This is a genomic window from Mycolicibacterium celeriflavum (assembly GCF_010731795.1).
Taxonomy (GTDB): Bacteria; Actinomycetota; Actinomycetes; order Mycobacteriales; family Mycobacteriaceae; genus Mycobacterium; species Mycobacterium celeriflavum.
This window is the reverse complement of the sequence record NZ_AP022591.1, coordinates 4,870,681-4,896,662: the sequence shown is the minus strand read 5'-3', so window position 1 is coordinate 4,896,662 and position 25,982 is coordinate 4,870,681. Positions and strand designations below refer to the sequence as shown.

The 25,982-nt window shown below is 65.5% G+C and carries 32 protein-coding genes, 1 tRNA gene and 1 pseudogene; 10 read left to right on the top strand and 24 right to left on the bottom strand.

The genetic code is table 11. From position 1 onward, the window contains the following. The first annotated feature begins 7 nt into the window (after window positions 1-7). Window positions 8-1,456: an adenylate/guanylate cyclase domain-containing protein gene (locus tag G6N18_RS23555; protein ID WP_083004008.1), complete on the top strand. Its 1,449-nt coding sequence runs from the start codon at window positions 8-10 to the stop codon at window positions 1,454-1,456. A 39-nt stretch (window positions 1,457-1,495) separates the two neighbouring features. Here G6N18_RS23555 and G6N18_RS23550 read toward each other — a convergent pair whose 3' ends face one another. The 12 genes from G6N18_RS23550 to G6N18_RS23500 form a co-directional block, all read right to left on the bottom strand. Continuing rightward, a complete protein-coding gene (locus G6N18_RS23550; protein ID WP_083004012.1) occupies window positions 1,496-2,722 on the bottom strand; it encodes a cytochrome P450 in 1,227 nt (408 codons plus the stop codon). Between the two features lie 4 nt (window positions 2,723-2,726). Further along, entirely contained in the window at window positions 2,727-3,143 is a 417-nt protein-coding gene (locus tag G6N18_RS23545; RefSeq protein ID WP_083004015.1) for a VOC family protein, read from the bottom strand. After that, window positions 3,140-4,195, bottom strand: coding sequence for an NAD(P)H-dependent amine dehydrogenase family protein (locus G6N18_RS23540; protein ID WP_083004019.1), 1,056 nt, complete (start codon window positions 4,193-4,195; stop codon window positions 3,140-3,142). The genes G6N18_RS23545 and G6N18_RS23540 overlap by 4 nt, the downstream gene beginning before the upstream one ends. Before the next feature lie 13 nt (window positions 4,196-4,208). Further along, window positions 4,209-5,258: an NAD(P)H-dependent amine dehydrogenase family protein gene (locus tag G6N18_RS23535; protein WP_083004021.1), complete on the bottom strand. Its 1,050-nt coding sequence runs from the start codon at window positions 5,256-5,258 to the stop codon at window positions 4,209-4,211. Next, window positions 5,255-6,472, bottom strand: a complete 1,218-nt coding sequence (locus G6N18_RS23530; protein WP_083004024.1) for a cytochrome P450 — start codon at window positions 6,470-6,472, stop codon at window positions 5,255-5,257. The genes G6N18_RS23535 and G6N18_RS23530 overlap by 4 nt, the downstream gene beginning before the upstream one ends. After that, window positions 6,469-6,906, bottom strand: a complete 438-nt coding sequence (locus G6N18_RS23525) for a hypothetical protein (protein WP_083004028.1) — start codon at window positions 6,904-6,906, stop codon at window positions 6,469-6,471. The genes G6N18_RS23530 and G6N18_RS23525 overlap by 4 nt, the downstream gene beginning before the upstream one ends. Window positions 6,907-6,927: 21 nt before the next feature. Next, window positions 6,928-7,650: a hypothetical protein gene (locus G6N18_RS23520; RefSeq protein ID WP_067224456.1), complete on the bottom strand. Its 723-nt coding sequence runs from the start codon at window positions 7,648-7,650 to the stop codon at window positions 6,928-6,930. Continuing rightward, window positions 7,647-7,775 carry a hypothetical protein gene (locus tag G6N18_RS24765; RefSeq protein WP_014211088.1) on the bottom strand — a complete coding sequence of 43 codons (129 nt, stop codon included), beginning with the start codon at window positions 7,773-7,775 and terminating at the stop codon, window positions 7,647-7,649. Before G6N18_RS24765 ends, G6N18_RS23520 begins: the two co-directional genes overlap by 4 nt. A 16-nt stretch (window positions 7,776-7,791) precedes the next feature. Then, window positions 7,792-8,583 carry a CbbQ/NirQ/NorQ/GpvN family protein gene (locus G6N18_RS23515; protein ID WP_083004031.1) on the bottom strand — a complete coding sequence of 264 codons (792 nt, stop codon included), beginning with the start codon at window positions 8,581-8,583 and terminating at the stop codon, window positions 7,792-7,794. Beyond that, window positions 8,580-10,109: a nitric oxide reductase activation protein NorD gene (locus G6N18_RS23510; protein ID WP_083004034.1), complete on the bottom strand. Its 1,530-nt coding sequence runs from the start codon at window positions 10,107-10,109 to the stop codon at window positions 8,580-8,582. The genes G6N18_RS23515 and G6N18_RS23510 overlap by 4 nt, the downstream gene beginning before the upstream one ends. Before the next feature lie 250 nt (window positions 10,110-10,359). Then, window positions 10,360-11,007 carry a hypothetical protein gene (locus G6N18_RS23505; protein ID WP_109749499.1) on the bottom strand — a complete coding sequence of 216 codons (648 nt, stop codon included), beginning with the start codon at window positions 11,005-11,007 and terminating at the stop codon, window positions 10,360-10,362. A gap of 108 nt (window positions 11,008-11,115) precedes the next feature. Then, entirely contained in the window at window positions 11,116-11,715 is a 600-nt protein-coding gene (locus G6N18_RS23500) for a TetR family transcriptional regulator (RefSeq protein ID WP_083004041.1), read from the bottom strand. A gap of 73 nt (window positions 11,716-11,788) precedes the next feature. Here G6N18_RS23500 and G6N18_RS23495 point away from each other — a divergent pair, with 73 nt between their 5' ends. Beyond that, a complete protein-coding gene (locus G6N18_RS23495) occupies window positions 11,789-12,577 on the top strand; it encodes an SDR family NAD(P)-dependent oxidoreductase (protein WP_083004045.1) in 789 nt (262 codons plus the stop codon). 17 nt (window positions 12,578-12,594) lie between these two features. Then, complete coding sequence (locus G6N18_RS23490; protein WP_083004048.1) at window positions 12,595-13,668, top strand: NAD(P)H-dependent amine dehydrogenase family protein; 1,074 nt, start codon at window positions 12,595-12,597, stop codon at window positions 13,666-13,668. On the opposite strand, the gene G6N18_RS23485 is transcribed toward G6N18_RS23490, so the two are convergent. After that, window positions 13,646-14,917 carry an amidohydrolase family protein gene (locus G6N18_RS23485; protein ID WP_083004050.1) on the bottom strand — a complete coding sequence of 424 codons (1,272 nt, stop codon included), beginning with the start codon at window positions 14,915-14,917 and terminating at the stop codon, window positions 13,646-13,648. The two genes, G6N18_RS23490 and G6N18_RS23485, sit on opposite strands and share 23 nt — an antisense overlap. 24 nt (window positions 14,918-14,941) lie before the next feature. On the opposite strand from G6N18_RS23485, the gene G6N18_RS23480 reads away from it, so the two are divergent. Then, window positions 14,942-15,793: an AraC family transcriptional regulator gene (locus G6N18_RS23480; protein WP_083004053.1), complete on the top strand. Its 852-nt coding sequence runs from the start codon at window positions 14,942-14,944 to the stop codon at window positions 15,791-15,793. Window positions 15,794-15,805: 12 nt separating this feature from the next. Here the strand turns inward: G6N18_RS23480 and G6N18_RS23475 are convergent, their stop codons facing one another. Continuing rightward, entirely contained in the window at window positions 15,806-16,435 is a 630-nt protein-coding gene (locus G6N18_RS23475; protein ID WP_083004056.1) for a TetR/AcrR family transcriptional regulator, read from the bottom strand. 131 nt (window positions 16,436-16,566) lie between these two features. On the opposite strand from G6N18_RS23475, the gene G6N18_RS23470 reads away from it, so the two are divergent. Together G6N18_RS23470 and G6N18_RS23465 are read left to right on the top strand one after the other, a co-directional pair. Further along, window positions 16,567-16,902, top strand: coding sequence for a WhiB family transcriptional regulator (locus G6N18_RS23470; protein ID WP_109749496.1), 336 nt, complete (start codon window positions 16,567-16,569; stop codon window positions 16,900-16,902). A gap of 86 nt (window positions 16,903-16,988) precedes the next feature. Beyond that, window positions 16,989-17,207: a hypothetical protein gene (locus tag G6N18_RS23465; RefSeq protein ID WP_083004063.1), complete on the top strand. Its 219-nt coding sequence runs from the start codon at window positions 16,989-16,991 to the stop codon at window positions 17,205-17,207. A 76-nt stretch (window positions 17,208-17,283) separates the two neighbouring features. Here G6N18_RS23465 and G6N18_RS23460 read toward each other — a convergent pair. Next, window positions 17,284-17,368 (bottom strand) — tRNA-Leu (locus tag G6N18_RS23460). An 89-nt stretch (window positions 17,369-17,457) separates the two neighbouring features. On the opposite strand from G6N18_RS23460, the pseudogene G6N18_RS24760 reads away from it, so the two are divergent. The 4 genes and pseudogenes from G6N18_RS24760 to G6N18_RS23445 all read left to right on the top strand — a co-directional run. Next, window positions 17,458-17,568, top strand: a pseudogene (locus G6N18_RS24760) (helix-turn-helix domain-containing protein); the annotation flags it as partial. Window positions 17,569-17,832: 264 nt separating this feature from the next. Then, window positions 17,833-18,228 carry an LAGLIDADG family homing endonuclease gene (locus tag G6N18_RS24695; RefSeq protein WP_234806200.1) on the top strand — a complete coding sequence of 132 codons (396 nt, stop codon included), beginning with the start codon at window positions 17,833-17,835 and terminating at the stop codon, window positions 18,226-18,228. Continuing rightward, a complete protein-coding gene (locus tag G6N18_RS23450) occupies window positions 18,209-18,589 on the top strand; it encodes a hypothetical protein (protein WP_082949174.1) in 381 nt (126 codons plus the stop codon). The genes G6N18_RS24695 and G6N18_RS23450 overlap by 20 nt, the downstream gene beginning before the upstream one ends. Next, window positions 18,586-18,918: a DUF3817 domain-containing protein gene (locus tag G6N18_RS23445; RefSeq protein WP_067215765.1), complete on the top strand. Its 333-nt coding sequence runs from the start codon at window positions 18,586-18,588 to the stop codon at window positions 18,916-18,918. The genes G6N18_RS23450 and G6N18_RS23445 overlap by 4 nt, the downstream gene beginning before the upstream one ends. Here G6N18_RS23445 and G6N18_RS23440 read toward each other — a convergent pair. The 9 genes from G6N18_RS23440 to G6N18_RS23400 form a co-directional block, all read right to left on the bottom strand. Then, on the bottom strand, window positions 18,896-20,260 hold the full coding sequence (locus G6N18_RS23440; RefSeq protein WP_109749500.1) for an MFS transporter: 1,365 nt from the start codon (window positions 20,258-20,260) through the stop codon (window positions 18,896-18,898). The two genes, G6N18_RS23445 and G6N18_RS23440, sit on opposite strands and share 23 nt — an antisense overlap. A gap of 138 nt (window positions 20,261-20,398) precedes the next feature. Then, window positions 20,399-21,007 carry an RdgB/HAM1 family non-canonical purine NTP pyrophosphatase gene (rdgB, locus tag G6N18_RS23435; protein WP_083004151.1) on the bottom strand — a complete coding sequence of 203 codons (609 nt, stop codon included), beginning with the start codon at window positions 21,005-21,007 and terminating at the stop codon, window positions 20,399-20,401. Beyond that, complete coding sequence (gene rph / locus G6N18_RS23430) at window positions 21,004-21,786, bottom strand: ribonuclease PH (protein ID WP_067215773.1); 783 nt, start codon at window positions 21,784-21,786, stop codon at window positions 21,004-21,006. The genes rdgB and rph overlap by 4 nt, the downstream gene beginning before the upstream one ends. A gap of 140 nt (window positions 21,787-21,926) precedes the next feature. After that, entirely contained in the window at window positions 21,927-22,700 is a 774-nt protein-coding gene (locus G6N18_RS23425; protein ID WP_083004071.1) for a cyclic nucleotide-degrading phosphodiesterase, read from the bottom strand. 58 nt (window positions 22,701-22,758) lie between these two features. Next, window positions 22,759-23,580, bottom strand: coding sequence for a glutamate racemase (gene murI, locus G6N18_RS23420; protein WP_083004155.1), 822 nt, complete (start codon window positions 23,578-23,580; stop codon window positions 22,759-22,761). Between the two features lie 8 nt (window positions 23,581-23,588). Then, window positions 23,589-24,275 (bottom strand): rhomboid family intramembrane serine protease, encoded by a 687-nt coding sequence (locus G6N18_RS23415; RefSeq protein WP_083004074.1) that lies wholly within the window; start codon window positions 24,273-24,275, stop codon window positions 23,589-23,591. Next, a complete protein-coding gene (locus G6N18_RS23410) occupies window positions 24,266-25,228 on the bottom strand; it encodes a cysteine synthase (RefSeq protein ID WP_083004078.1) in 963 nt (320 codons plus the stop codon). The genes G6N18_RS23415 and G6N18_RS23410 overlap by 10 nt, the downstream gene beginning before the upstream one ends. After that, the gene (locus tag G6N18_RS23405; RefSeq protein WP_083004081.1) at window positions 25,228-25,521 is read right to left on the bottom strand and encodes a MoaD/ThiS family protein; all 294 of its coding nucleotides are present in this window, start codon (window positions 25,519-25,521) and stop codon (window positions 25,228-25,230) included. Before G6N18_RS23405 ends, G6N18_RS23410 begins: the two co-directional genes overlap by 1 nt. 25 nt (window positions 25,522-25,546) lie before the next feature. Next, entirely contained in the window at window positions 25,547-25,960 is a 414-nt protein-coding gene (locus G6N18_RS23400) for a M67 family metallopeptidase (RefSeq protein WP_083004085.1), read from the bottom strand. Window positions 25,961-25,982 lie beyond the last annotated feature (22 nt).

The window sequence follows — 25,982 nt, the reverse complement described above, 5'->3', positions numbered from 1 at the left end:
TACCGATGTGAGGCAACGCAGCCTGCTCGTTCGTTACGCAGCGGGCCTAGCGTTCGCCTATGTCCTCACGGTCGCCGAGGTCATCGCGATAGTCATGTCGATGACCGGCTGGACGGGGTTGACCGCCGAAACCATCCTCGTGTCGGCCACGTTGATCATCGTGGGCACCGCGATGGTGACCGTCGGCGGCGCGCTCATCATCCGCCCCTCGCTGCGGTGGCTCGGTTCCCGCGAGCCCACCGATGCCGAACGCCAGGAGACGCTCAAGATCGTGCGCCGTCAGGCGGCGCTCACGGTCACACCGTGGCTGCTCACGGGCGCGGTGCTGATCTTCTGGGATCTCGACGCGGGAGCCGAGGCACAGGCGGTCATCGGCTCGGCCATGCTCTTCGGCACGATCGCGACGGTGTCCACCGGGTTTCTGTTCACATTGCGCCCGCTGCGGCCGGTCATGGCCGGTGTCACAACGGATTTCACCCGGCTCACCGCGCCGGGAGTGCGTGCCCGCCTGCTGCTCATGTGGACCACGTGTACCGCGCTGCCGGGCCTGGCGATCGCCTTGCTGCTCATCATGCGCGCACGCGGTTGGATCATCGACAGGGCCGCTCCCATCGAGTTGGCCCTTCTCGTGCTGGCGCTCGTCGCCGTGGTGCTCGGCTTTCGGGCCATGATCCTGGTGTCGATGTCGATCTCCGACCCCGTCCACGAAGTCATCGACGGCATGGCGAAGGTCGAACGAGGACAGATCGACGCTCGAGTCGAGGTGTACGAGTGGTCGGAGATCGGGCTCCTGCAGCGGGGTTTCAACAGCATGGTCGCCGGCCTGCGCGAACGCGACCGGCTGCGGGACCTGTTCGGCCGCCACGTCGGAGAAGAGGTGGTGCGTCGCGCCGTTGAAGAGAACGAGTCGCTCTCGGGTGACGAACGCGATGTCGCGGTCCTGTTCATCGATCTGGTCGGGTCGACGCGGCTGGCCGCATCGCACGAACCCCATGAGGTCGCGGAACTGCTCAACGACTTCTTCCGCATCGTCGTGGCCGCCGTGGACGACAAACACGGCCTGGTCAACAAGTTCCAAGGCGATGCCGCGCTCGCCGTGTTCGGCGCTCCGCTGCGCAGCGACGATCCGGCGACCGCCCGCATGCTCGTCACGGAGTTGCGACGCCTGCGCCTCGACTTCGGCATCGGCGTCTCGGCCGGCCCGGTGTTCGCCGGCAACATCGGCGCGGAGAACCGCTACGAGTACACCGTCGTCGGAGACGCGGTCAACGAGGCCGCGCGGTTGGCCGACCGCGCCAAGGATTTCGACGTACGGGTGCTGTGCTCAGGTGCCTCGCTCGAGCGCGCCGACGAGGCGGAGCGCCGCAGCTGGGAGGCGCGGGGTTCGGAAACCCTGCGGGGCCGCTCGACGCCGACGGAGATCTGGGCACCTCGCCGACTGGCGACTTCGGTGTAGTCGGTCGCGCTCACCGCAACCGCGTACACCGAAATCACGTCAACCGAACTCTATCGGCAGGCTGGTCGGTCCACTCATCCCCAGCAGCGGGCGCCACGGCGCCGGACCGGTGAGACGTGGGTTGGGCATCCGCACCGCAAGGATCTTCAGCGCCTCGGCCAGTTCGCGCCGCGCCAGGTTGGCGCCGAGGCAGTAGTGGGCACCGCCGCCGAAGGTGAGAATGGGCGGCGGATCACCACGGGTGATGTCGAAGCGGGTGGGGTCGTCGTAGATCACCGGATCGCGGTTGGCGGCAAAGGTGTTGACCAGGATGAAGGTGCCTGCGGGGATCGTGTATTCGCCGATGGTGACGTCTTCGGTCGCGCTGCGAAGCGTGCTGCACATAGACGGCGAATGCCGCATCGTCTCCTCGACGGCGTTCATCGCGAGTTCGGGTCTGTCCCGCAGCAGCGCCAACTGCTCGGGGTGGTCGCACAAAACCTGCATGGAGGCGCCCAATTGCGTTCGGGTGGTGTCCGTTCCGGCCAGCAGAATACTGAACGCGAGCATGCGTACCTCGGCCGCGTCGAGCCGGTCTCCGTCATGCTCGGCGCGGATCAGCTCGGAGAGCAGGTCATGTGTCAACTCGGTGCGCCGGTGGGCGATCATGTCGTCGATGTACTCGTCGAATGCGTCCCAGGCCCGCAACACGGCCGGTTCCTCGGCGGCGAGGTCGATGTCGAAGCTGACGACCTTGAAAATGTCTTCAGCCCACCTGGAGAACAACTTCCAGTCCTCCGACGGTGCACCGAGCAACGCACAGATGACCGGAATCGGGTAGGGGCGAGCGACCGCTTCCACGAACTCACACCTGCCGTCGCCCTCGACGGCGTCGATGAGGTCGTTCATGACGGTGTGGATGGTGACGTCCATGCGGGCCGTCGCGCGGGGAGTGAACGCTCGGGAAACGAGGCTGCGCAGTCGCCGGTGCTCGGCGCCCTCCATGCAGAGGATGCTGCGCGTCACCCGGTCCCACAACTCCCCCGATGTCACCCCGTGCGCGGTGAGATGGATGCCCGGCGGAATGCCGAACCGCGGATCCCCCAATATCGCCCGGGCCAGGTCGTAGGACAGCACTTCCGGTCCGATCGGACCCAGCGCGATCGGCGCCACGTCCTGGGCAGCCCGGAATTGCGGGTAGATGTCTTGCGGTGTCGCGGTGATGTCGTAGGCCAGTGTCGGCAGATCGGCCTCGAAGACACTGGGTTTGGTGGTGCGGATGCTCATGTCATCAGACGTTCGTGGACAGGAAGGTCAGCGGTATGCCGAACACCGAAAGGTCGACCTCGTCGAGGTAGGAGCCCTCGCCTGAGAAGCTCTGCCGGAAGCGCGTCGTCGAACCGTACTGTGCGGTCAGGGATCCGGCGGCCGACGCTTCGGGCACGCGTAGCACCACCGTGTAGACTCCCTCGCCGTTGCGGTCGAGAAAGTCGGTCACCGATCTGGCCACCTCGGCGGTCGACCCGGGAATGGGACTGATCAACTCGAGCCCTCCGTCCCAGTCGAGGCGAACGGAGACACCGAGTTCGGTGAGGTCGGTGCCATCGAATCGGAAGCCGAGTTCGGTGAACATCTGCGCAACCCTCGCCTGGCGTTCACCAGCTACCGCGAGAACGACGTGATGCAGCCGGGAACGTTCCTCGGTCATTTGCGCACCAGCCCGCGAGGTTGTACGAGACCCAAATCGAGGTGGGTGACCCAACCGGGTGCGGCGTCACAGACCGCGGGGATCGCGTTGATCGCGCCCATCGCGGTCCAGTTGTAGCCGGGGTGCGCCATGGTGCCGTCGGGCCGGTCGACGCCCTGGAGCGTCATCTCCGTCGGCGGGTCGCCGTCGACCACGATCCGGTACCGCGTCTTGCCCCAATCCCACGGGGGGTCAAGCTTGTCCGCCGATGTCGTCGTGTAGATCGCGTGGAAAACGATGAGCGGCCGGCCGTCGACGATTGCCGTCCATTCGTGATGCTGCGCGGCCACTGTTCCACGCGGTATCACACCCAGTTCGTGCGGAATGTCCTCGGTGGCGGTGGCGGCCGCCAGGTCGGCCGTGACCTCGTCGACGTGCACGCCCAGTCCGTCGGCGATCATGTGCATCGACTGCGCGAAGAACGGGACACCGAGGCCCAGAATCGTCGGTTCGGTGAGGAAGGCGTCGCGCTCCTTACCGAAGCCCATCCAGTCGATGTGGTCGAGCGGTGCGTCGGTGAGGACGTTGACGACTTCGAACACCGAGATCTTGTCGATCCGGCTGACGATCCGCGACAACGTCAGCGGAAGGATGTCGCCGGCGTAGCCGGGATGGATTCCGCCCGCGTGGAACGACACTCCCCCGTCCCGGCAGGCGGCACGGATCTTCTCGCCGTCCGTGGCGAAATCCGGTGAGGGGTAGAAGAAGCCGCTTGTGGTGACGACGTTCTTGCCCGACCGCAACAGTCGGCACACCGTTTCGGTGTCCATGATCACGGGCGTGTAGAACACGCAGTCGGCATCCATGGCGATGACGGCTTCGATGTCGTCGCTGGCGCGTATGCCGATCGGCGCGATGCCCGCGATCTCGCCGGCGTCCTTACCCACTTTCTCCGGCGTGTGGACCAGAACTGCGACCAGGTTGTAAACCGGGCTGTCGGCGAAGTGCCGGACACCGACCTGGCCGACATCGCCCGTCATCCACTGGATCACGCGGTACGTGCGATCGGGCATCGTCTGCCCTCCTTCACTGTGCGAGCACGCCGCGCGGCAGCAGCAGCGGCAGATCGTTGTATGTCGCGATGCCGGGATCGGCGGCGACGACGGCCGGGATCGCGGTGATCGCCGGCATGGCGGTGATGGTGAGGCCGAGCATGATGAAGTCGTCGAGGGTTTCGGCATGAAAGTCCGGAGGCGGTTCGAAACTCAACGTGCTCTTGATCGTGGGCCTGCCTTCCACGGTGACGGTGTAACCGAACGTCGCCGACCACGCCGGTTGCAGTGACTGCCCTTTCGTCCACACGCCACGGATCTCGATGATGTCCCGACCGCCGACGTAGCCCTTCCACCGGACGTCGATGCCCGCGACGCAGCCGGCCGCTATCGTCCAGTCGCCGGGTAGGTCGAGATCGTCGGTGGTCTGGGCATATTCGACCTCGCATCGCACGTCGTCGAGCTCGGCATCGAGCGCATCGGCGACCAGCAGCACGGCCTCGCGGAAAATGCCCGATCCCTTCTCGGTGACCGCCGGCAGGTCCGGGTCGTCGATGGGACGGCCGAACCCCATGGGGATCTCGGTGGCGGGCGAGTTGTAGATGGTGGTGTCGAAGGACTCCAGGATCGAGATCCGGTCGACGCGATCGGAGAGGCCGGCCGTCACCACCGCGAAGAGTTGGATGAATCCGGGGTTGATGCCGCTGCCGAAGATCGTGGCGCCACCACGGTTACAGGCCTCGCTGATGCGGTCACGGCCCTCTCCCAGTTGGTGGCCGGTGATGAACTCCGATGTGGTCACCACGTTGACACCTGCGGCGAGGATGTTCACCACCTCGTCGACGTCGGCGAACATCGGGTTGTACACCACACAGTCCGGTTTCAACGCCAGCAGCGCTTCGACGTCGTCGGTCGCCGTCACGCCCAGCGGTTCGATGCCGCACAGCACACCGACGTCCTTGCCGAGCTTGTCCGGCGACCAGGCGTAGCATCCGACAAGTTCGAGATCGGTGTTCGCGGCGATTGCATGCACGGACTTCTTGCCGACGTTGCCCGTCGTCCACTGCACGACGCGATAAGTCATGGCCGCCGCTCGCCGGGGGTGAACATGACTGGGATGCTGCGGTATCCGCGGGTGACAGAGTTGCCGTGGAACACCGGATCGGCGTTGGGCGCCAACCTGTAATCGGGCATCCTCGCCAACACTTGCTCGAGGGCGACCGTGAACTCCAGCCGAGCGAGATTCGAACCCAGGCATCGGTGCACTCCGGCACCGAACCCGAGATGCCGGTTGTCGCGGCGGTCCAGGATGCACCGGTCCGGTTCGGTGAACTGGTCGGCATCCCGGTTCGCCGCGGCGTAGTTGACGAGTACCGACTGTCCGGGACAGAAAGTGTGCCCACTCATTTCGACTTTTCGGGCGACCGTCCGCGGGATGCCGTGGATCGAGCCGCCGTACCGGATGAACTCCTCGACGGCTCGTGGCAGTATCTCCGGTTCATCGACGAGCCGGTCACGCTCATCGGGATGCGTTGCGAGGTAGTGAAATGCGAACGACATCGCGTTCGATGTGGTCTCCAGGCCGGCCTGCACCAACAGCATCGCGTTGGCGACCACGTCTTGGAACGGCAACTTCTCGCCGTCGATCTCGGCAGAAAGAAGAACGTCGATCATGTCGTCTCGCGGTGGCTGCGCGGCGCGTGCCGTCATCGCATCGTGAAGATGCTGGTACAGCCCGACGTTGGCGGTCGTGCGGGCTTCCTCGGTGTCGCCGTTGAGCGCGGTGTCGGTCAGATCGATGCACAGGGAAACATCGTCGACGGGCATGCCGAGGACGTACCTGAAGAAGACGATTCCGGGCTGCCGCCATGCGACCTGGGCGAGGTCACCGGCACCCTCTTCGATGAACAGATCGATCAAACGGTCGGTTTCTGACCGGATCTGGGGTGCAAGTGCCTTCATCCGAGCCGGCGAGAAGTACGGATTGAGCACCTTGCGGAACTTCTGTTGCCGCGGAGGATCCATGATGACGAGCAGTTCGCCGGGAACTCGTTCGGCGTCCTCTGGAACGGGATTGCTCGAGAAGTGCTGCCAATCCTGCAAGATGCGGTAACACTCGTCGTACCGCGTCGCCACAAACGCGCCACCGGGGGTGGCGGACAGGAACGGTGTGTCGGTGTGGGCGAACGGTGCATTGCGCCGCATCACCGAGTAGACGTCGTACAGGAAGTCGTTGTCACCGAAGTCCTCGTGACGAAGGTCCCAGTTTTGTGCGTGTTCCTCGAGCGTCCTGGTCACGGAGCCTGTGCGCCTTGCTGTTCGGCCGCCTGCCGGGCTTCGCGCTGTTCGTGTATGCGGACCAGTTCGCGGAAGCCGATCCTGTTGTACTTCGGCACCGGTTGGATGCCCCATTCGTCTTGAGCGGTGTCCTTGCCTTCGGCGCCCTCAGGCGGACCCAGGGGCGGGTACGGGACCTTGCACTCCAAGGTGTCGTCTGAGTAGCGGACCTTGAGCAGTTCGCTGCAGATCTCGGTGAGGCTGAGTGTGGGATAGCCGTAATACACCGCCATGAACGGCAGGGTGAACGCCCCCTCGATCACCAGCGCGACCAGACACACCAGCACCGCCCGCTTGATGTAGCGGTGCATCCGCGCGTAATACGGCGTGGTGCCCGGCGGCAGATCGTCCTTTTGTTCCTCGGTGGTTTCTGACGTCGGCGAAGAGGATGTCATGGCTCGGCTCCTTGAACCCGTTCAGTCGGAGAAGATTTCGCGGTTGACCGTGTGGAGATACGGAATGGCCAAAAATGGCGTGATGTAGAAGATGTCGTACAGCCACCAGCCGATGACCGGGAAGACCACCCCGGCGTAGCGCACGTCGGCGTACATCGTCATGTTGAACACATACAGGCACCAGATGAGCACACCCATCCAGCAGGTGATGATCATCCACTGGTGACCCCAGCGCTTCATCTGCAAAAAGCCGATCGCGGCGGCGCACCGCATCGCGAACACGGTGAGGATCATCCCGAACACCATCGACTTCTCACCGGGTCCGGCCGCGCCCCCGATCCACAATTCGTTGTAGTGCCAGAAGTAACCGGCGTCGAACATGGCGCCCCAGCCGACCATCAGTACGCGGTTGATCAGCGTGTGGTTGGCGACCAGATCGAGTGCCCAGCCGAGACTGTTGAGCATCCCGTCGATCAGCACGAGGTATCCGATCAGTGTGACGATCATCGGCCGCATCGACAGACCGGCGCGGGCAGCCTGCCGCTGCAGCCATACTCCGCGCATGAAGATCGGGAAGCCGATCAGGCCGGGCGCCCACATGCCCATCAGGGCTGCGCCGACGATCATCCACTTGTCCGCCCGGCGTTGCGCCAGGCGCGATTCTTCGTGGTGTTCCTCGAGGCTGACGGACCCGTCGAGCGCGGGCGGCGTCTTGGAGCGACGGCTCAGCAGCGGCAGATTCACAATTCCCACCATCCGCGGGCGAATGACATGTAGAGCTGGATCCCGAACATCGCGAGCAGGTAGCCGTAGATGACGATCTGCAGGACGATGAGCGCCCTCTTGCGCTTTCGCTCCTTCTGATCCATGGGGTCGGACTCCTTCCTAACCGGAGGTGCTCGGCGAATCGGTGGCCAGGCTGGCCACGGCGACTTCACGCAATCCGTCGGTGATGGCACCGTCGGTGGACAGTGGTGCGAGGATGCAGGCCTCGGCGGCCTCCAATTCGGTTGCACCCGCGACGATCAGCTGGGCGGCGGTGACGAGGACACGGGTGGACGGCGGTTCGAAGTGGAACGCTTCGTCGGCGGTGCGGATCGCGGTGGCGCATTGCACGAGCCGGGTCGCGGTCGCGGCCCCGACACCGGTCTCGGCGACGATCACCTGGGCTTCGCGGTCGGCAGGCAGATACCTCATGGGCAGCGTCACAAAGCGTTGGCGGAACGAGGGTTTGAGTTCCTTCAACGAGCTGCGGTAAGCAGGGTTGTACGAGCAGACCAGCATGAACGAGTCCGGTGCCTGGACCACCTCACCTGCCCGGTCGAGGAACAGGGCGCGGCGGTGGTCGGTCAGCGAGTGCAGGATCGCCAGTGAGTCGTGGCGCGCCTCCACCACCTCGTCGAGATAGCAGATGGCACCGGCCTTCACGGCCCGGGTGAGCGGTCCGTCGGTCCAGACGACGTCGCCGCCCGTGACCATGAACCGGCCGACCAGATCCGAACTCGTCAGGTCGTCGTGGCAGCTGATCGTCACGACGGGCCGTTCGAGCAGGACGCCCATGTGCTCGACGAGGCGGGTCTTGCCGCAGCCCGTCGGCCCGGTCAGCATCACGGGCAGGCGCTGCTGATACGCCTGCTCGAACAGCCGGACCTCGTTGCCGTTCGCGTAGTAGTTCATGCGGCCACCAACTCCCGATGGACGTGGGCAAGCACTCGGGGAAGCTCCTCGACTCGTCGGATGCGTTGTGAGCGGCGGGGTCCGAAGACCTCCGGTAGAGGGTCGACGCGGGTCGGCCCGACGCCGACGTAGTAGATGCTCACGCCCGCATCGCTGGCCTCCTCGACGGCGTGCGCGGCATCGGCCCAGGCGTAGCGGCCCTCATAACCCTCGTCCGAGATCAGGCCGTCGCCGATCACGATCAGCAGTCGACGCTCGGACGGTTGCGCAAGAAGCCGACTGGTCAAGTGCCGCAACGGCGCCCCGAGCCGGGTGTACCCGCCCGTGGACAGTCCGAGCCGGCTGGGCGGTACGAACCTGCGGTCCTCGAAATCCTTGAGGCAACTGACCTCGACGCGGTGGCGGGTGTTGCCGGTGAACACGAAGATGCCGTGCCGCTCGCGAGCCAGCGTCATCGCACGCGATAGCGCGTCGGCGCAGGCCAATTCGAGCTTGAAGATCCGGCCACCGTGGACACCGAGCGACGAGCTCCCGTCCAGCAGCAGGGCGGTGGTGACGTCCCGGTTGCTCGGCAGGAGCTCGCGGAAAAGACGCGGCTCGATCGCCTCACCGGTGGTCAGGTCGATGTAATGGTTGACGTATTGTTCGACGTCCAGATCGGAGCCGTCCTCCAACCGGTTCCTCATCGCGCGATGGGTGTGCTCTTCGAACCACCTTCTCAGCTCGGCCGATGTCGATCCCGGCTCTCGGCTGCGGGATGGGTGTGCCCTTTCCAGCACCGCGACGTGGTCGCGCATGAAACTCTTGGTCCACGCGTTCCACTCGGGATAGGGGATGCCGGGCCGGTGGTCCGGAGTGATGTCGAGATCGTTGTCCTGCGGTCGGCTCGGCGGAGGCAGATTGGGATTGCGGATGCCGCCGTCGCCTCCGACAGGGATGGAGTAAGGCCGCGGCAGGCGCTTCTGCGATGTGGTCCACGGCATCCGGCCGAGCGTGCGCCGCATCTTGTCCGACATGCCTTGCGGAGCCGTGTATGCAAGCGGAAGACGGCCCAGCAGCGGATGGGCGCTCAGTGGCTGTCCGGTGCGCGCCAAGGCGATCGCCTGGTTGAGCATCGCCGTCGCATCGAGGTCGCCGTCGAGCATGTCGATATCGCCGAGCACTCGCCGGATCTCCGGCAACAGGCCGGGCCAGCGTTCGCAGACCCAGCCCAGGGCGACGCGTGCCTCGACGACAGTAAGCGCGCGCAGTTCGCGTGCCGAGAGCTCGTTGAGCCGGTACTCGACTAGCCTGTCCTTGGATGGTGAACATTGGAGTGCGACACCACATGTGAGGGTTCTGCGGGTCCAGTCGCGGCCGATCGGATAGGGCACATGTACGAAGTCCAACGCCGCACTCAAGCTGAATGCGCGGTGCTCACCGGTTACGAGACGAACGCCCTCGCGCCGTTGTCCGCTCAACGCAACGGCCGTCACCGCGCAACTGCGCTCGACCGCCATCGCGTGCGCATCGGCAAGTTCAGTCATCGATTGCCCGGGCCGGTCAGAAGGTGCCGATGTTGGAGAACATCCAGTACCAGAACCAGATGATCAGGCCGGTACCGCCCCAGGCGGCGACGTAACGAAGTATTTCCCAGATCCAGTCCACCAGTGCGGCCTCCTTGCGGGCGCGTTATTGGTCATTGCCACCGGCGTTTCAAGCACGCCGACAGCCTCACCTGAGCCGTCGTGGTCTGCTCTTTGTAACGCAGCTACTGACTTAAGTCAATGATCTAAGTCAGTCAGAGAAGATCTCGCGGTTGACCGAATGCAGGTAGGGGATCGCGAGGAACGGCGTGATGTAGAAGATGTCGTACAGCCACCAACCGACGACGGGGAATATCGTGCCGGCGTAGCGCACGTCGGCGTACATCGTCATGTTGAACACGTAGAGGCACCAGATGAGCACCCCCATCCAGCAGGTGACGATCATCCATTGGTGGCCCCACCTTTTCATCTGGAGGAAGCCGATTCCGGCGGCGATCCGCATCGTGAAGACGGTGAGGATCATCCCGACCTCCATCGCCTTCTCCCCCGGGCCGGCTGCACCGCCGAGCCACAGCTCGTTGTAGTGCCAGAAGTAGCCGGCGTCGAACATGGCGCCCCAGCCGTTCAACAGGATTCGCGCCAGGATCGTGTGGTTGGCCACGAGATCGAGCGCCCAACCCACGGTGTTGATCGCGGCGTCGATGATGACCAGGTAGCCGATGAGTGTGACGATCATCGGACGCACCGACAGCCCGTCGCGCTGAGCTTTGCGCAGCAGCCAAACGCCCCGCAGGAACAGCGGAAGACCGAAGACGCCGAGCGCCGCGGTTCCGATGAGCAGGCTGCCACAGATGAGCCACTTGTCGGCTTGCCGCTGCGCGAGCCGCGAGCGCTCCATGTGGTCGTCCAGACCGCTGCCGGTGGCGGGAATCGTCCGCAGAGTCAAGGCGCCCTCCTGAGAATCAGCTTCTTGAGCATCGCAGCAAGACTGACCTCAGTCAATGAGCTAGCGGGCTTCGATACCGCGCAGGGTCCTCGCGACGTAGTCCTCGAGCATCGTTCCCTGCGTCGGCCAGTTGTGAGTGGTCGTCAACAGCGCGTAGAGGCCGAGCAGGAAAAACACTGCGCTGTTCATCGCATTCACGTCCGCAGCGACCTCGCCACGCTGCTGCGCACGCCCGATCTCGTCGGCGACCCGGACGATGACCGGATGCTCGGTGCTCTCGTCGACGGGCCGGGTCTGCGAGAAGTGCAATGCGAGGAAGTCCTTGAACAACAGCGAACCGAGGCGACGCTCGAGGCCCAGCACGAGTCGTACGGCCTCGCTGAGGATGGATTCGAGATCGCGGGTCGCATCGATGTAGCGACCCAGTTGTTTGGCGATGCGCTCCTCTTCGCGGCGCTCCAACTCGAGCAACACGTGTTCCTTGGTCGGGAAGTGAAAGAAGAACGTGCCGTGGGCAACCCCCGCCGCAGCCACGATGGCGCCGACGTCGGCCGTAGCGATGCCCGACCGCTTGAACTCGGAGATCGCCGCACCCATCAACCGCTCACGCGTCTGCAAGCGCTTGGCCTCACGTGCTGAGGGTTTGTCCACCACCGCCATGACCTGACGATAGCAACACTGGTCAGATATTGACATGTGTGATTGACTGCAGTCAATTTCAGGAGGGCTCTCGATGGCGTTGGAACAGTTCAATCTCGACGGTCAGGTGGCGATCGTCACCGGTGCGGGCAAGGGCGTCGGCCAGGGAATCGCAAGAGTCCTCGCGGAGGCGGGCGCCACAGTTGTCGGCACGGCGCGGACCGAATCCGACATCGTGGGAACGATCAAAGGAATCGAAGACGCCGGTGGCAAGGGCTTGGCGCTTGTTGCCGACGCGATGAGCCGGCCCGACGGTGAGCGCGTCGTCGACACCACGATCGAGCGCTTCGGCCGAATCGACATGCTGGTGAACAACGTCGGTGGATCGACCTACGCCCGGTTCCTCGACATCACCGACGACGACTTCCGGCTCACCTTCGACTGGTGCGTCACGTCGGCATTCATCATGAGCCAACTCGCTGCGCCCCACATGCTGGAGGCGGGCCACGGCTCGATCGTCAACATCTCCTCCGGCTCCGCACGTTTCGGCATCCGCGCATTGACCGCCTACTGCACGGCCAAAGGCGCGTTGGAAGCGCTGACGCGCGCCATGGCGCAGGAACTCGCGCCGAAGATCCGGGTCAACGCGATCGCACTCGGTTCTTTTGCCACCGACGGTCTGCAAGGCAGTCTGGACATGATGCCCGGCTCGCTGGAAAAGATGTTGGAGGCGACACCGCTGCACCGCCTCGGCAGCGTCGAGGATCTCGGGCGGCTCTGCGTCTACCTGGCCACCCGCGACTGCTACGCGACCAACGCGGTCTTTCACGTCGACGGCGGCATCGACTCGAACAACTCACCACTGCCGATCCCCGACTACTGACTGAGAACGGACCCGAAATGCGCAGAGTAGTCCAGTTTTCCACCGGCAACGTCGGCCAGCACTCGCTCCGCGCGCTCATCGGAAGGCCCGACCTGGAACTCGTCGGTGTGCATGCCGCCAACCCGGACAAGATCGGCAGGGACGCGGCCGAACTGTGCGGGTTGAGCGAGCCCACCGGAGTCGTCGCCACCGATGACATCGACGCGCTCATCGCGCTGAAGCCAGACTGCGTCGTCTACACCGCGCTGGGTGAGACGCGGCCGATGGAGGCGATCGAGCAGATGTCGAGGTTCCTCGCCGCGGGCGTCAATGTCGTCGGCACGTCGATGGTGTGGTTGGTGACGCCCAAGCAGGCCGACGACTGGTTGCGTGTACCGCTGGAAGCGGCCTGTGCCACAGGCAACTCCTCGCTCTACGTCAACGGCATCGATCCCGGCTACTCCGGAGACACCGCTGTGCTCTCGGCACTGAGCCTGGTGACGCGCGTGGACTCGATCACCGTGCAGGAGATCTTCGACTACGGTGGCTACGACGACTACGAGTACACCGGCACCGCAATGGGTTTCGGAACGACCCCGGATGATGACCTGCCGATGGCATTCCAGCCGGGAGTAATCACCTCGATGTTCGGCGGATTGGTCGGCAACCTCGCTCACCATCTCGGTGTCGAACTCGACGAGGTCCGCCAGCGCTACGAGCCGTGGTACACCGACCAGCGCATCGAATGCAAGATGATGACCGTCGAGCCCGGCCAGTTGGCCGGCGTTCGGTTCGCCGCAGAAGGGGTGCACGGCGGAAGACCCGTCATCACTGTCGCGCACACCACCCGGCTCACCCCGGCCGCCGCACCGGATTGGGAGTATCCGCCCGACGGCCATTCCGGTGTGCACAAGGTGATCGTCGAGGGCGAACCGCGCATCGAGATGAGCACGCTGCTGTCGCATCCGGTGCTCGACGTCACCGAAGCGGGGTGCCTGTCCACCGCCGCCCGCGTTGTCAACGCGATCGACTGGGTGTGCCGTGCCCCGTCGGGGTTGATCTCGGCCGAGGAGATACCTCAGGCCGAGCTCATCCGAGGTTTGATGTGGTGAGCTGCTTCTCCTGATAGAGCCGCGCCCACTCCTTGCGGGGCCGGATCGACACGTCGACGTCAGTTGCCTTGGCGCGCAATGCAGCTACGGTGGCCTGGTCACGCGGCGTCAGCTTGAACGGATCCCAGCCGAAGAACCGGCACGAGTTCTCCCAGGTGATCTTGTTGATGTCGGAGTCGTCCGCGCCGGCGGCCTTGAGTTCGGCCATCACCTGCTCGGGCGCGTCGGGCCAGAAGCAGTCCGAATGCGGATAGTCGCACTCCCACGCGATGATGTCGATGCCGATCTCGTGGCGCAGCTTCAGCGACGTCTTGTCGGTGACGTAACAGGCCAGTGAGTGCTCGCGGAACACGTCGGACGGCAGCTTGTCGCCGAAGTCGCGGCGCAGCCACTTCTGGTTCGTGTAGTGACGGTCGCTGCGGTCGAGATAGAACGGGATCCACCCGATACCGCCTTCGGAGAACGCGAATTTCAGGTCGGGGTAGTTGCGCATCGCCGGGCCCCACAGCAGGTCTTGGGCGCACATCGCCGACACCTGGGTGGCCAGGATGATCAGGTTGTCGATGGGAGCGTTGGGCGCCATGCTGATTGCGCCGAAGCCGGTGCCGATGTGCAGGCACATCACCACGTTTTCCTCCGACAGCGTCCGGAACACCGGACCCCAGTACTCGTCGTCGTGGTAGCTCGGAAGCCCTTCCAGGTGAGGCAGTTCCGGCATGGTGACCGCGCGACAGCCCTTGGCGGCGACGCGACGGATCTCGTCGCACATTGCCTGCGGGTTCCAGGTCGGCATGATCGCGATCGGGATGAAGCGGTCCGGATACGAGCCCGCCCACTCGTCGATGTGCCAGTCGTTGTAGGCCGACACCATCACCAACGTGGTTTCCTCGCGGTGCATGTTGAGGTGCCGCGCGGAGAACCCGGTGAACGTCGGGAAGCACATCGAGGCGAGGATGCCGTTGCGGTTCATATCGCGCACCCGCTCGTGGACGTCGTAGACGCCGGGACGCATCTCGGCGAACCCGGCCGGGTCGCGACCCCACTCCTCGGCCGGCCAGGACACCACGGCGTTCAACCCGCTGACGCCCTGCGGCCGACCCTGGTACATCCACTGGTCGACGCCCTTGTCGTCGGTGACGACGATCGGCGCCTCGTCCTTGTACCGGGCCGGGACGTGGCGCAGGAACATGTCGGGCGGTTCCACAACGTGGTCGTCGATGCTCACCAGGATCAGGTCGTCGATATCCATACCCCAGTAGTACCGTCTAGCGGTGTGACCGTCTCCGCGCTATCGGACAGAGATTTGGCTCAAACGGCCAAGATCCCAGCGACCCATCATCGGCGCGTCATCGACCTGCGGCGGGGCGGCCGCGCTCTGGGCGGCAGCTACCTCTACGAGGGCGATGCGCTGATCACCGGCTGGCACTCGCACGACGTCCATCAGATCGAGTACGCGATCGGCGGTGTGGTCGAAGTCGAGACGGACTCGGCGCACTATCTGCTGCCGCCACAGCAGGCGGCGTGGATTCCGGTCGGGCTCGAGCATCAGGCCACGATGAACCCCGACGTTCGCACCGTCGCGGTCATGTTCGATCCCGAGTTGATCCCGCAAGCGGGCGACCGGGCGCGCATCCTCGGGGTCTCCCCGTTGATCCGCGAGATGATGATCTACGCGCTGCGCTGGCCGATCGACCGACCGAACGGCGACGACATCTCGGACGCCTTCTTCAGGACGCTGGCCAACCTGGTGTCCGAGGCTCTCGACCACGAAGCGCCGCTGAGTCTGCCGAGTTCCGAGCATCCGATCGTCGCCGCCGCGATGGCGTACACGAAGGAGCACCTCGACGACGTGAGTGCCCGCGAGGTGAGCCGGGCGGTCTCGGTGTCGGAGCGCACGTTGCGGCGCCTGTTTCACGAATCCATCGGATTGTCCTGGCGCACATATCTTTTGCACGCCCGAATGCTCAAGGCCATGGCGCTGCTGGCCGCGCCGGGGCAGTCGGTGCAGGAAGCCTCGTCGGCGGTGGGCTTCGACAGCCTCAGCTCGTTCACCCGGGCCTTCACCCAGTTCTGCGGAGAGACGCCGACGAGCTACCGGAAGCGGGTCGGGGGCACGCCGCTCTGATCGGGGCGAGCGTCACGGGTCGTGGCGCATCTGCCCGTCGCGCAGTAGCGCATTCACCGCGTCCTGCCATCGCTGGAGTTGCGAGGGACTGTCGAACGGCTCAGGGAGGTGCCGTTCGATATGGCCGCGCAGGATCCAGGTGCCCAGCGCCAGCACCAGCGGGTTCAGCGTGCCCCAAGTCGGGTCGAGGTCCGGTCGCGTCAACCCGAGGTCCCGCCGCGCTTGCCAGCGTTCGGCGCCAATGGCCGCCAGCGAGTCGAACAGCTGCGCTCCGAGTGTGCTTCCGTCGGTGAGCGCGCGGCCGACGTAGCCCAGCACATCCGGTTCGTCGGCCACCAACGACGTCACCCTGTTGCCGATGTCGGTGATGGTGTCGGCCGGTGGCTCCGGAATGGGCTTCGCGATCACCGTCTCGATGACCGCGAGCACATGGTCATCGACGGCCTTGATCAAATTCGCTTTCGTCGCGAAGTGGTGCTGCACCAGACCGAGCGAGACGCCCGCCTCGGCCGCCACCAGACGCAGCGACGTGGCCGCCGCGCCCCGGGCCGCGAAGCACTTGAGCGCCGCCCCCCGGATCCGTTCGATGCTCGAACGTGGATCGTCGCCGGACGCTTGTCGCCGAGCTCGAGTGGATGCCATCAAGACCTGCCGTTGGGGTTGTGCACATCCTCAAGGTATCCAATACGTCTGTATCGCCCGAAACCGATACACGTGTATTGTCGGCTTCCGCCGACGATGAACCCTTGTCTTGACCGGGAGGAGAGACGCGAATGGCAGTCAACGGGCGACCGACTCCGCCGACGACGCGTCGCGGCCCCGTCGATCCCGTATCGCGAGCTGTGTCGACGCCGCGGGAGGCGCCGTTCGGCGCGTGCATCCAAGACCCGGACCGGTGGGCCGTCGTCGCCGACGAGGGGGCCAAGGAACTGTGCCGGGCATGCCCGCGCCGCTGGCTCTGCGCGCAGGAGGCGTGCCAGACCCCGGGGGCGGTCGGATTGTGGGCCGGAATCTTCATCCCGGAAGCCGGGCGAACACGCCAGTTCGCGCTGCGGCAACTTCAATCGCTGGCCGAACGCAACGGGTTCACCGCCCGAAAAGTGGGCTGAACGGGATCTTCGGGTCGGCGGGTTTCACTGCCGTCAACAACGGGCAACCTCTGCGCACCACATCCCGTGAGCCTGTAGGAGACCAGATGCGCGAGCGCGCTATCGCACCCGCCGACGACCCGACCGCCGAAGCGATCGCCACCACGGGTCTCTTCCTCATCATCACAGCAGTGATCGCCGTCGCGGTGTCGCTGGCCAGTTGGGGCGCGGCCGACGCGGCAATGGCCGCAGCGTCCGGGGCCATCGCCACTCTGAGCTTCGCCGCCAGCCTGGTTTGTTTCGCAACACAGAGCGGAGACGGCTGAACCGCCTCTCCCCCGCGACGGCGTCCGCTGTGATGACGGCGCCGCTACTGAAGGCCTTCGCCGCGAAGTTAGTTTGTGCGGGCGGTGGGACTCGAACCCACACGTTCTTTCGAACACGGGCACCTAAAGCCCGCGCGTATCGCCAATTTCGCCACGCCCGCGGCGAGAGTCGATGCTACCCGGTTGTAGCGGCCGACTTGTCGGACCTGCTGCCTAACTTGACGTCAGGGACGGTGGAAGGGGATGGGTCGTGCGGGGTGCCGAAGAATTCGACGCCGCGAAGCGGCTCATTGCGGCGGGCGTGAACGACTGCGCGATTGCACGCCAACTCGGCATTCCTCGGACGACGGTGCGCGATTGGCGAAGCCGACCGCAAGCTCGCCCGCGTCTCGTGGCCGGAACGCCATGCGGTGTCCTCCATGACTTTTCGACGCTACCTCCGGCCGCATACAGCTATGTCCTAGGCATGTATCTAGGCGACGGGTCCATCTCACGCAACCGTCGAGTGTGGCGCCTGCGAATCACCCTGGATAAGAAGTACCCAGCGATCATCGCGCGGTGCCGTCAGGCCATTGAGATTTTGATGCCGGGTCAACGCACAGGCACGGTCGCGAGAGTCGGTTGTGTGGACGTCTCACTTCATTCCAAACACTGGCCGTGCCTGCTCCCGCAACACGGGCCCGGCAGTAAGCACACGCGGAGAATCGCGCTAGAACCTTGGCAGCAGGCGCTCGTCGACCAGGCCACCGAAGAGTTCATCATCGGCCTGATCCACAGCGATGGCTGTCGCGTCGTCGCCAACGATCGCGGCGTCCGCAGCATCCGCTACCACTTCTCCAACAGGTCAGAAGACATCCTCGGTCTGTTCACCGCCGCCCTCGACAAACTCGGCATCCCGTGGACCCGGTCCAGCAAGTACATCGTCTCGATCTACCGCAAGGCCGCGACCGCGCGCCTCGACGAATTCGTCGGGCCCAAGGACGTCGCGGTACCGTTGGAAGGTGTCCACTACACGGCGTAGGAGGCCAGCGCTCATCGCCCTGGTGATCGTCGGCGCCGCCGGATGCCTGGCGTTGGCCTGGTGGCAGTGGACCCGCTTCGAGTCGGCCTCGGGCAGCTTCCAAAATCTCGGCTACGCCCTGCAGTGGCCCATGTTCGCGGGTTTCGTCGTGTACGCATACTACAAATTCGTGCGCTATGAGGAAGCGCCGCCCGAGCCTGCGAAGCGCGACGCGATCACCGAGATCCCCGAGGACCTGCTCCCGCAAAAGCCCTCAGCACCAACCCAATTCGACGACGACGTCGAGGACCCCGCACTACGCGAGTACAACGCCTACCTGGCCGAGCTCGCGAAGAAAGACAAGGAACACCCGGCCACATGACCGAACCACCGATCACCTCTGCCGAAAACATTCGTAAGGCACTACTGGGCTACCGAGTGCTGGCCTGGACGACCGGCATCTGGCTCATCGCGCTCTGCTACGAGATGGTGATGAAGTACGTCTACCACGTAGAGGGCCTGAACTGGATCGCGGTCGTCCACGGCTGGGTGTACTTCGTCTATCTGCTGTTCACCGCCAACCTCGCGGTGAAAGTGCGGTGGCCGATCGGCAAGACCATCGGCGTACTGCTGGCGGGCACCATCCCACTCGTCGGCATCATCGTCGAGCAGGTCCAGACCAAGGAGATCAAGGACCGCTACGGTCTGTAGCCAACACCAGGTCATCCGCGGGCTCGTCGGCAACGTCCGCCTTCGGGATGGCCAGCGCGGTGATCGCGGCAACCACGGCCGCGACCGCTGCAATGAGCAGTGCGACGCGCAGGCCGGCCAGTGACGGCACGTGCTGGCCGGCCACCGTCGTGGTCATCACCGCCAACACCGCACCGATCACCGCGCTGGAGATCGACGTGCCGAGCGAGCGCGCCAGCGCGTTGATCCCGTTGGCCGCCGCGGTCTCCGACACCGGGACCGCCGCGTTGATCAGCGCCGGCAGCGAGGAGAACGCGAAACCGACGCCGACGCTCACCAACACGTTGAACACGCACAGCTGCCAGGCGCTGTTCATCAGCACCAGTCCCGAAAGGTAGCCGGCGGCCACCACCGACGAGCCGACGAGCAGCGTGAACCGCGGCCCGTGCACTCCGGCGATCCGCGCGGCCACCGGCGACGACAGCATCATGGCCAGCCCACCGGGTGCCATCCACAACCCGGTTTCCAGCATCGACTGCCCGAGCCCGTAACCCGTCTCAGCAGGTAGCTCGAGGATCTGCGGCGCGATCAACGACATCGCGAACAGCGAGAAGCCCACCGCGATCGACGCCAGATTTGTCGTCAACACCGGTCGCTTGAGCGTGGTGCGCAAATCCACCATCGGCGCCGGAGTGCGGAACTGCCACCACGCGAACAGCGCGAAGATCACGACCGACGCCGCGAACATCCCCACGGTGATGGCGCTCGTCCACCCCCAACTCCCGCCCTTGGAGATCCCCAGCAACAGCGTCACCAGCCCGCCCGCAAGACCGACCGCCCCCAGCGCGTCGAAGCGGTCGGCGGAGGCTGCGGGAATGCGCGGCACCAGGGCGGCGAACGACAGGCCGGAAACCGCGCCGAGAGCGGCGGCGAACCAGAACAACGCATGCCAGTCGAAACGGTCGGCGATGATCGCCGACAACGGAAGTCCAAGCGCCCCACCGACACCCAGCGATGCGCTCATCAAGCCCATCGCCGTGCCGACCCGATGAGCCGGCACCGACGCCCTCAGCACGCTGATCCCCAACGGGATGATCGGCATGCCGAAGCCCTGCAGGCCGCGGCCGATGATGACGGGAATCAGGGCAGTCGTCGTCGCGGCGATCAACGATCCCGCGGTGAGCACGACGGCGCAGATGATCAGGATCGGCTTGGGTCCGTACATGTCGCCGAGTCGGCCGAACATCGGCGTCGCGACGGCCGCGGTGAGCAGCGTCGCAGTGATCACCCACGACGCGTTCGACGCGCTGGTGTGCAACAGCGTGGGAAGTTCGGGAATGAGCGGGATGACGAGCGTCTGCATCAGCGACACGCTGATGCCCGCCGCCGCCAGCACCACCACGACGATCGCCGGGTGTCGCGTCCTACCGACTACGGGTTGGACGGAGGAGCGACGCACCCCGGGGATGCTACAGATTAGTTCGGCTATACAAAATTGGCGTCACGGTCGAGCGGCCAACTCGCGCAACACGGGCACCAGCAAGGCCAGAGCGCGGCCCCGGTGCGACGCCGCATCCTTCTCCGCCGAGCCGAGTTCGGCAGCGGTGCGCGACGACCCCTCCGGTAGGAACACCGGGTCGTAGCCGAAGCCGCCGTCTCCGCGTGGCTCGCGGATGATGCTGCCCGGCCACTCGCCACGCACCACTGTCTCGCCGGCTGCAGACACCAGCGCACACGCCGAGACGAACGCCGCGCCGCGCCGCTCATCGGGTACGTCCGCGAGTTGCGCCAAGAGCAGAGAGGTGTTGGCCGCGTCCTGACCGTGTCGGCCCGACCATCGCGCGGACAACACTCCCGGCATTCCGTTGAGCGCGTCGACCTGCAGTCCGGAGTCATCGGCGACCGTCGCCAACCCGGTGGCGCGATACGCATCACGGGCCTTGGCCAACGCGTTGTCTTCGAACGTCGCACCGGTCTCGGGCGCCTCGTCGAACGCGGGCACGTCGGCGAGCGACAGCAACGTCAGACCCGATACCCCCGCCGCCTCGAGCACCCGGTGCAACTCGGCCAGCTTCTTGGGGTTGCGGCTGGCCACCAACAACTCGGTCAGCTTCCGAACGCCTTCTTCGTTGGTTCTTTCGGCTCGGGCAGCACTCCGGGGTAGGGCAACTCCAACGCCTCGCGCTGAATCTCGAATATCTTCTCGCACGCAGCCATCGCGGCGTCGAGCATCTTGTCCAGGGTCGAGCGCGGGAACGTCGCGCCTTCCCCAGTGCCCTGGATTTCGACCAGCGTCCCGGTGTCGGTGGCGACGACGTTCATGTCGACCTCGGCGCGCGAGTCCTCGGAGTAGGGCAGGTCGACGCGGATGCGGCCGTCGACGACGCCGACGCTGACCGCGGCGATCGCGCACGACAGCGGCCGCGGGTCGGAAAGCTTTCCCGCCGCCGAGAGGTAGGTGACCGCGTCGGCCAGTGCGACATAGGCGCCGGTGATTGCCGCCGTTCGGGTCCCGCCGTCGGCCTGCAACACATCGCAGTCGATGGCGATCGTGTTCTCCCCCAGCGCACCGAGATCGATGCACGCCCGCAGCGAGCGGCCCACCAACCGGCTGATCTCCTGCGTGCGGCCGCCGATGCGGCCCTTGACCGACTCGCGGTCCGAGCGGTCGTGCGTGGCGGCGGGCAGCATCGCGTACTCCGCTGTCAGCCAGCCCTGCCCGGAGCCCTTGCGCCAGCGCGGCACTCCCTCGGTGACGCTTGCGGTGCACATGACCCGCGTCTGGCCGAATTCCACCAGCACCGAACCGGCGGGATGCGTGGTGAACCCACGGGTGATGCGAACCGGCCTCAGCTCGTCGTCAAGCCGGCCGTCTTCTCTTCGGGACACCAGCCAACCCTATCGGCTCGGTGTGACATCGCCGAGATCGACGTTTTGGCGGGTTTTCGGCCGCCGAATCGACCATTGCGTCGGTTTCGGCGAAAGGTTCGGCGAAAGGTTCGGCGAAGGGTCGGCGAACGTAGCCAGCCTCAGGGGTGCACGACGTCGAAGGTCTCGTTGCACACCACCGCGTGCACCGGACCGTCGAACTCGCCCTTGGCCTCGCTGATGACGTCCTCCCGCGACGTCCACGGCGGAATGTGGGTCAACAGCAGTTCGCCGACGCCCGCCGCGGCCGCGGCCCGACCCGCCTCGGTGCCCGACAGGTGCAGTCGGGGCGGCCGGTCCGGCGAGTGTGTCCACGACGCCTCGCACAGGAAAACGTCGGCGCCCCGGGCGAGGTCGATCAACGCGTCGCAGTAGCCGGTGTCGCCGCTGTAAACCAGCGTGGCGCCGTCCGGATCGGTGATACGCATGCCGTAGGACTCGGTCGGGTGGCAAACAAGCTTCGGCGTCACGTTCAACGAGCCGATCGTGACCGCCTCGTTGTCGACCCAGTGACGGATCTCGAAGACGTCGGAGAAGTCGTCGACCTCTCCTCCTTCGGGCGACGACGCCGCACCGAGCCGCGCCCACGTATTGGCCGGGCCGTACATGATCCCGCGTTGCTGTGCCGGCGACGGGTGGTAGCGCCGCCACACGAACAGCCCGGGTAGATCGAGGCAGTGGTCGGCATGCAAATGCGACAACAGCACGTGGACGTCGTTCGGATCGGCATGCCGTTGCAGCGCGCCGAGCACTCCACCACCGAAATCGAGGACCAACGGCGGTGTATCGGGGGCCGAAACGAGGTATCCGAACGCTGGCGAATCAGGCCCGACAACACTGCCGGAGCATCCGAGTACGGTGATTCGCACGCTCACTAGCTTGCCATGCCCGGTATCCCCGCGGCGAAAACATGGCCGGTTTGAGCGACGGAAATCATGTTTGGGAACCGACGTGACGTTGAACAGGTCGAACACCGTCGAGCGTCGGCCCCAGGAACCGGGCGGCCAGTGTGGTGAACGCCTCGGGATCGCCGGTCGCCTCGAATATCCGCTGCGCGGTTGAACTGTCATGCGGGCGCAGCAAATCCAGTTCGGTGAGCACCCTGAGCAAGTCCTTGGCGGTCTCCTCCGCGCTGGACACCAGGGTGACGTTCTCGCCCATCGCCAACTGGATCAGGCCCGACAGCATCGGATAGTGGGTGCAGCCGAGGACGAGGGTGTCGACCTCCGCGCGCTGCAGCGGTTCGAGGTAGCCCTCGGCCAGTCCCAGCACCTGCCGTCCGCTGGTCACGCCGCGCTCGACGAAGTCGACGAACCGGGGGCAGGCGACTCCGATCACCTCGGTGTCACGCGCCGCGGCGAACGCGTCCTGATAGGTGCCCGACGCGATCGTCGCCGCGGTGCCGATGACGCCGATCCGCCCGTTGCGGGTGGTCGCGACGGCGCGGCGCACGGCCGGCAGGATCACCTCGATCACCGGCACCGGCGCGTAGCGTTCGCGTGCGTCGCGTAGGCACGCCGACGACGCCGTGTTGCACGCGATGACGAGCGCCTTGACACCGCGCGAAACCAGGTCGTCGCCGATCGCCAGGGCATGCGCGCGAATCTCTGGGATGGACAGCGGTCCGTACGGCCCGTTGGCGGTGTCGCCCACGTAGACGATGTTCTCGTCGGGCAACTGGTCGATGATCGCGCGGGCGACCGTGAGCCCGCCGACGCCAGAATCGAAGACGCCGACGGCTGCCTCCGCGGACACTGCCGAGCTCACGTCGTCAGGTACGGGTTCGCCGCCGCGCTCTTGCGTCGTTCTCGCGCCTTGCGTTCCGGTCCGGACAACAGATACGCCGCGACGACGCCCGCCAACGCCCCGCTCAGGTGACCCTGCCACGACACCCCCGGCGTGCCGGGGAGCACACCGAGCAGGACGCTGCCGTAGACGAGCAGCACGATCACGCCGACGACGATCTCCCACGCCTTACGGGTGAAGAATCCGAACACGATCAGAAACGCGAGCCAGCCGAAGATCAGGCCCGAAGCGCCGATGTGGTTGACCTCGCACCGCACACCGACGTAGGGGCAGTGCGCGCCGACGTTGCCGATAAGCCAGGTGCCGAGGCCGCCGAGGATCCACACGATGGCAGTGGCGAAGATGAACCGCGACATGCCCGCCAACGTCATCAGAAAACCGAGCACCAGCGCCGGAATGGTGTTGGCGATCAGGTGATCCCAGTTCGAGTGCAGCAACGGCGCGAACAGGATGCCCAACAGCCCATCGCTCTCCAGCGGCCGGATCCCGTTGTCGTCCAGGCGGTGGTCGGACAACGAGTCGAACAGCTCGATGACCCACAGCAACACGACGAAGCTGAGCACGGTCAGGCCGCCGACCATCCACGCGGGCCGCTTCTTCGGCTGCGGTGGCGTTGCCGGGTATCCCGGACCGCTCAAGCCCATAGCTGACCTTCCAACGCGTCTTCGGCGTCATCCAGGCTACCGGCGTAAGCACCGGTCGACAGATACTTCCAACCGGCGTCGGCGACGACGAACGCGATGTCGGCCTGCTCGCCTGCCTTGACCGCCTTGGCCGCGATGCCCAGCGCGGCGTGCAGTACCGCGCCGGTGGAGATGCCGGCGAAGATCCCTTCCACCTGAACCAGATCCCGGGTGCGCCGAATCGCGTCGTATGAGCCGACGGAGTACCGCGTCGTCAGCACGTCCGGGTCGTACAGCTCGGGGATGAATCCCTCGTCGATGTTGCGCAGCGCGTAGACGCCCTCGCCGTACCGCGGCTCGGCGGCGACGATCTTCACGTCCGGCTTGTGCTCGCGCAGATATCGGCCGGTGCCCATCAGGGTGCCGGTGGTGCCGAGGCCCGCGACGAAGTGGGTGATCTCCGGCAGGTCGGCGAGCAACTCCGGTCCGGTGCCCTCGTAGTGCGACAGCGAGTTGGCCTCGTTGCCGTACTGGTACAGCATCACCCACGAAGGGTTCTGCTGCGCAAGCTCTTTCGCATGCGCGACCGCGGTGTTCGAGCCACCTTCGGCGGGCGAGTAGATGATCCGCGCGCCGTACAGTTCGAGTAGCTGGCGACGTTCGATCGACGTGTTCTCGGGCATCACGCAGATCATCTGATAGCCCTTGAGCAGGGCTGCCATCGCCAGCGAGATGCCGGTGTTGCCGCTCGTCGGCTCCAGGATCGTCGCGCCGGGTTGCAGCAGCCCCTGCCGTTCGGCCTCCTCGATCATCCGCAACGCCGGGCGGTCCTTGATGGAGCCGGTGGGATTGCGGTCCTCGAGCTTGGCCCACAACCGCACGTGGGGCTCGTCGTCCCAGCGCGGCGAGACACGGCGAAGGCCCACCAGCGGCGTGTTGCCCAGCGCTTCGAGCAGCGAGTCGTAACGCGTCATCAGACGCCCACTGACCCTCCTGCCACCGCCGGCAAGATGGTCACCGAGTCGCCATCGGCGATCGTGGTGTCCAGGCCGCCGGAGAACCGCACGTCCTCGTCGTTGACATAGATGTTGACGAACCGGTTCAGCTTGCCGGGATTGGCCTTGTCCATCAGGCGTTCGGAGATGCCGGAGTAGTTGGCCTCCAGGTCGCCGATCACAGCGGCGAGCGTGTCGCCGGTCGCGGTGACGCGCTTCTCACCGCCGGTGTGGGTGCGCAGGATGGTCGGGATGGACACAGATACAGGCATGCGTTCTTGTTCCTTGCTTCGTGGGCTAGTACTGCTCGACGATCTTGAGGGGTTCCTCGGTGACGACGCCGTCGACGATGCGGTAGCTCCGCACCTCGTGTTCTTCGGGGTCGCGGGTCGACACCAGCACGTAGTGGGCGTCCGGTTCGGATGCGTACGCGATGTCGGTTCGGCTGGGGTACGCCTCGGTCGCGGTGTGCGAGTGGTAGATGATGATGGGAGCGTCCCCTGCCTCCTCTAAGGCCCGCCACACATTCAGTTGCTCACCGGAGTCGAACCGGTAGAACGTCGGCGAACGCTCGGCATTGACCATCGCGATGAAGCGCTCCGGACGGTCCGAGCCCTCCGGCCCCGCGATCACCCCGCACGCCTCGTCGGGATGGTCGGCCCGGGCATGGGCGACCATGGCGTCGACCAGATCGGCCCGAATCACCAACACAGCTACCCCTTTCTGCCCGAAA

Coding starts and splice junctions, on each gene's coding strand:
- G6N18_RS23405 (WP_083004081.1), bottom strand. CDS start 25,521: ATGCCTGTATCTGTGTCCATCCCGACCATCCTGCGCACCCACACCGGC.
- G6N18_RS23505 (WP_109749499.1), bottom strand. CDS start 11,007: ATGGAGCGCTCGCGGCTCGCGCAGCGGCAAGCCGACAAGTGGCTCATC.
- G6N18_RS23550 (WP_083004012.1), bottom strand. CDS start 2,722: ATGAGCATCCGCACCACCAAACCCAGTGTCTTCGAGGCCGATCTGCCG.
- G6N18_RS23500 (WP_083004041.1), bottom strand. CDS start 11,715: ATGGCGGTGGTGGACAAACCCTCAGCACGTGAGGCCAAGCGCTTGCAG.
- G6N18_RS23415 (WP_083004074.1), bottom strand. CDS start 24,275: ATGGGCTTGAGCGGTCCGGGATACCCGGCAACGCCACCGCAGCCGAAG.
- G6N18_RS23540 (WP_083004019.1), bottom strand. CDS start 4,195: ATGCCCGATCGCACGTACCGCGTGATCCAGTGGATGACGGGCGATGTC.
- G6N18_RS23490 (WP_083004048.1), top strand. CDS start 12,595: ATGCGCAGAGTAGTCCAGTTTTCCACCGGCAACGTCGGCCAGCACTCG.
- G6N18_RS23465 (WP_083004063.1), top strand. CDS start 16,989: ATGCGCGAGCGCGCTATCGCACCCGCCGACGACCCGACCGCCGAAGCG.
- G6N18_RS23525 (WP_083004028.1), bottom strand. CDS start 6,906: ATGACATCCTCTTCGCCGACGTCAGAAACCACCGAGGAACAAAAGGAC.
- G6N18_RS23495 (WP_083004045.1), top strand. CDS start 11,789: ATGGCGTTGGAACAGTTCAATCTCGACGGTCAGGTGGCGATCGTCACC.
- G6N18_RS23515 (WP_083004031.1), bottom strand. CDS start 8,583: ATGAACTACTACGCGAACGGCAACGAGGTCCGGCTGTTCGAGCAGGCG.
- G6N18_RS23445 (WP_067215765.1), top strand. CDS start 18,586: ATGACCGAACCACCGATCACCTCTGCCGAAAACATTCGTAAGGCACTA.
- G6N18_RS23535 (WP_083004021.1), bottom strand. CDS start 5,258: ATGACTTATCGCGTCGTGCAGTGGACGACGGGCAACGTCGGCAAGAAG.
- G6N18_RS24765 (WP_014211088.1), bottom strand. CDS start 7,775: ATGGATCAGAAGGAGCGAAAGCGCAAGAGGGCGCTCATCGTCCTGCAG.
- G6N18_RS23440 (WP_109749500.1), bottom strand. CDS start 20,260: ATGCAGACGCTCGTCATCCCGCTCATTCCCGAACTTCCCACGCTGTTG.
- G6N18_RS23545 (WP_083004015.1), bottom strand. CDS start 3,143: ATGACCGAGGAACGTTCCCGGCTGCATCACGTCGTTCTCGCGGTAGCT.
- G6N18_RS23510 (WP_083004034.1), bottom strand. CDS start 10,109: ATGACTGAACTTGCCGATGCGCACGCGATGGCGGTCGAGCGCAGTTGC.
- G6N18_RS23470 (WP_109749496.1), top strand. CDS start 16,567: ATGGCAGTCAACGGGCGACCGACTCCGCCGACGACGCGTCGCGGCCCC.
- G6N18_RS23410 (WP_083004078.1), bottom strand. CDS start 25,228: ATGACGCGTTACGACTCGCTGCTCGAAGCGCTGGGCAACACGCCGCTG.
- G6N18_RS23485 (WP_083004050.1), bottom strand. CDS start 14,917: ATGGATATCGACGACCTGATCCTGGTGAGCATCGACGACCACGTTGTG.
- G6N18_RS23475 (WP_083004056.1), bottom strand. CDS start 16,435: ATGGCATCCACTCGAGCTCGGCGACAAGCGTCCGGCGACGATCCACGT.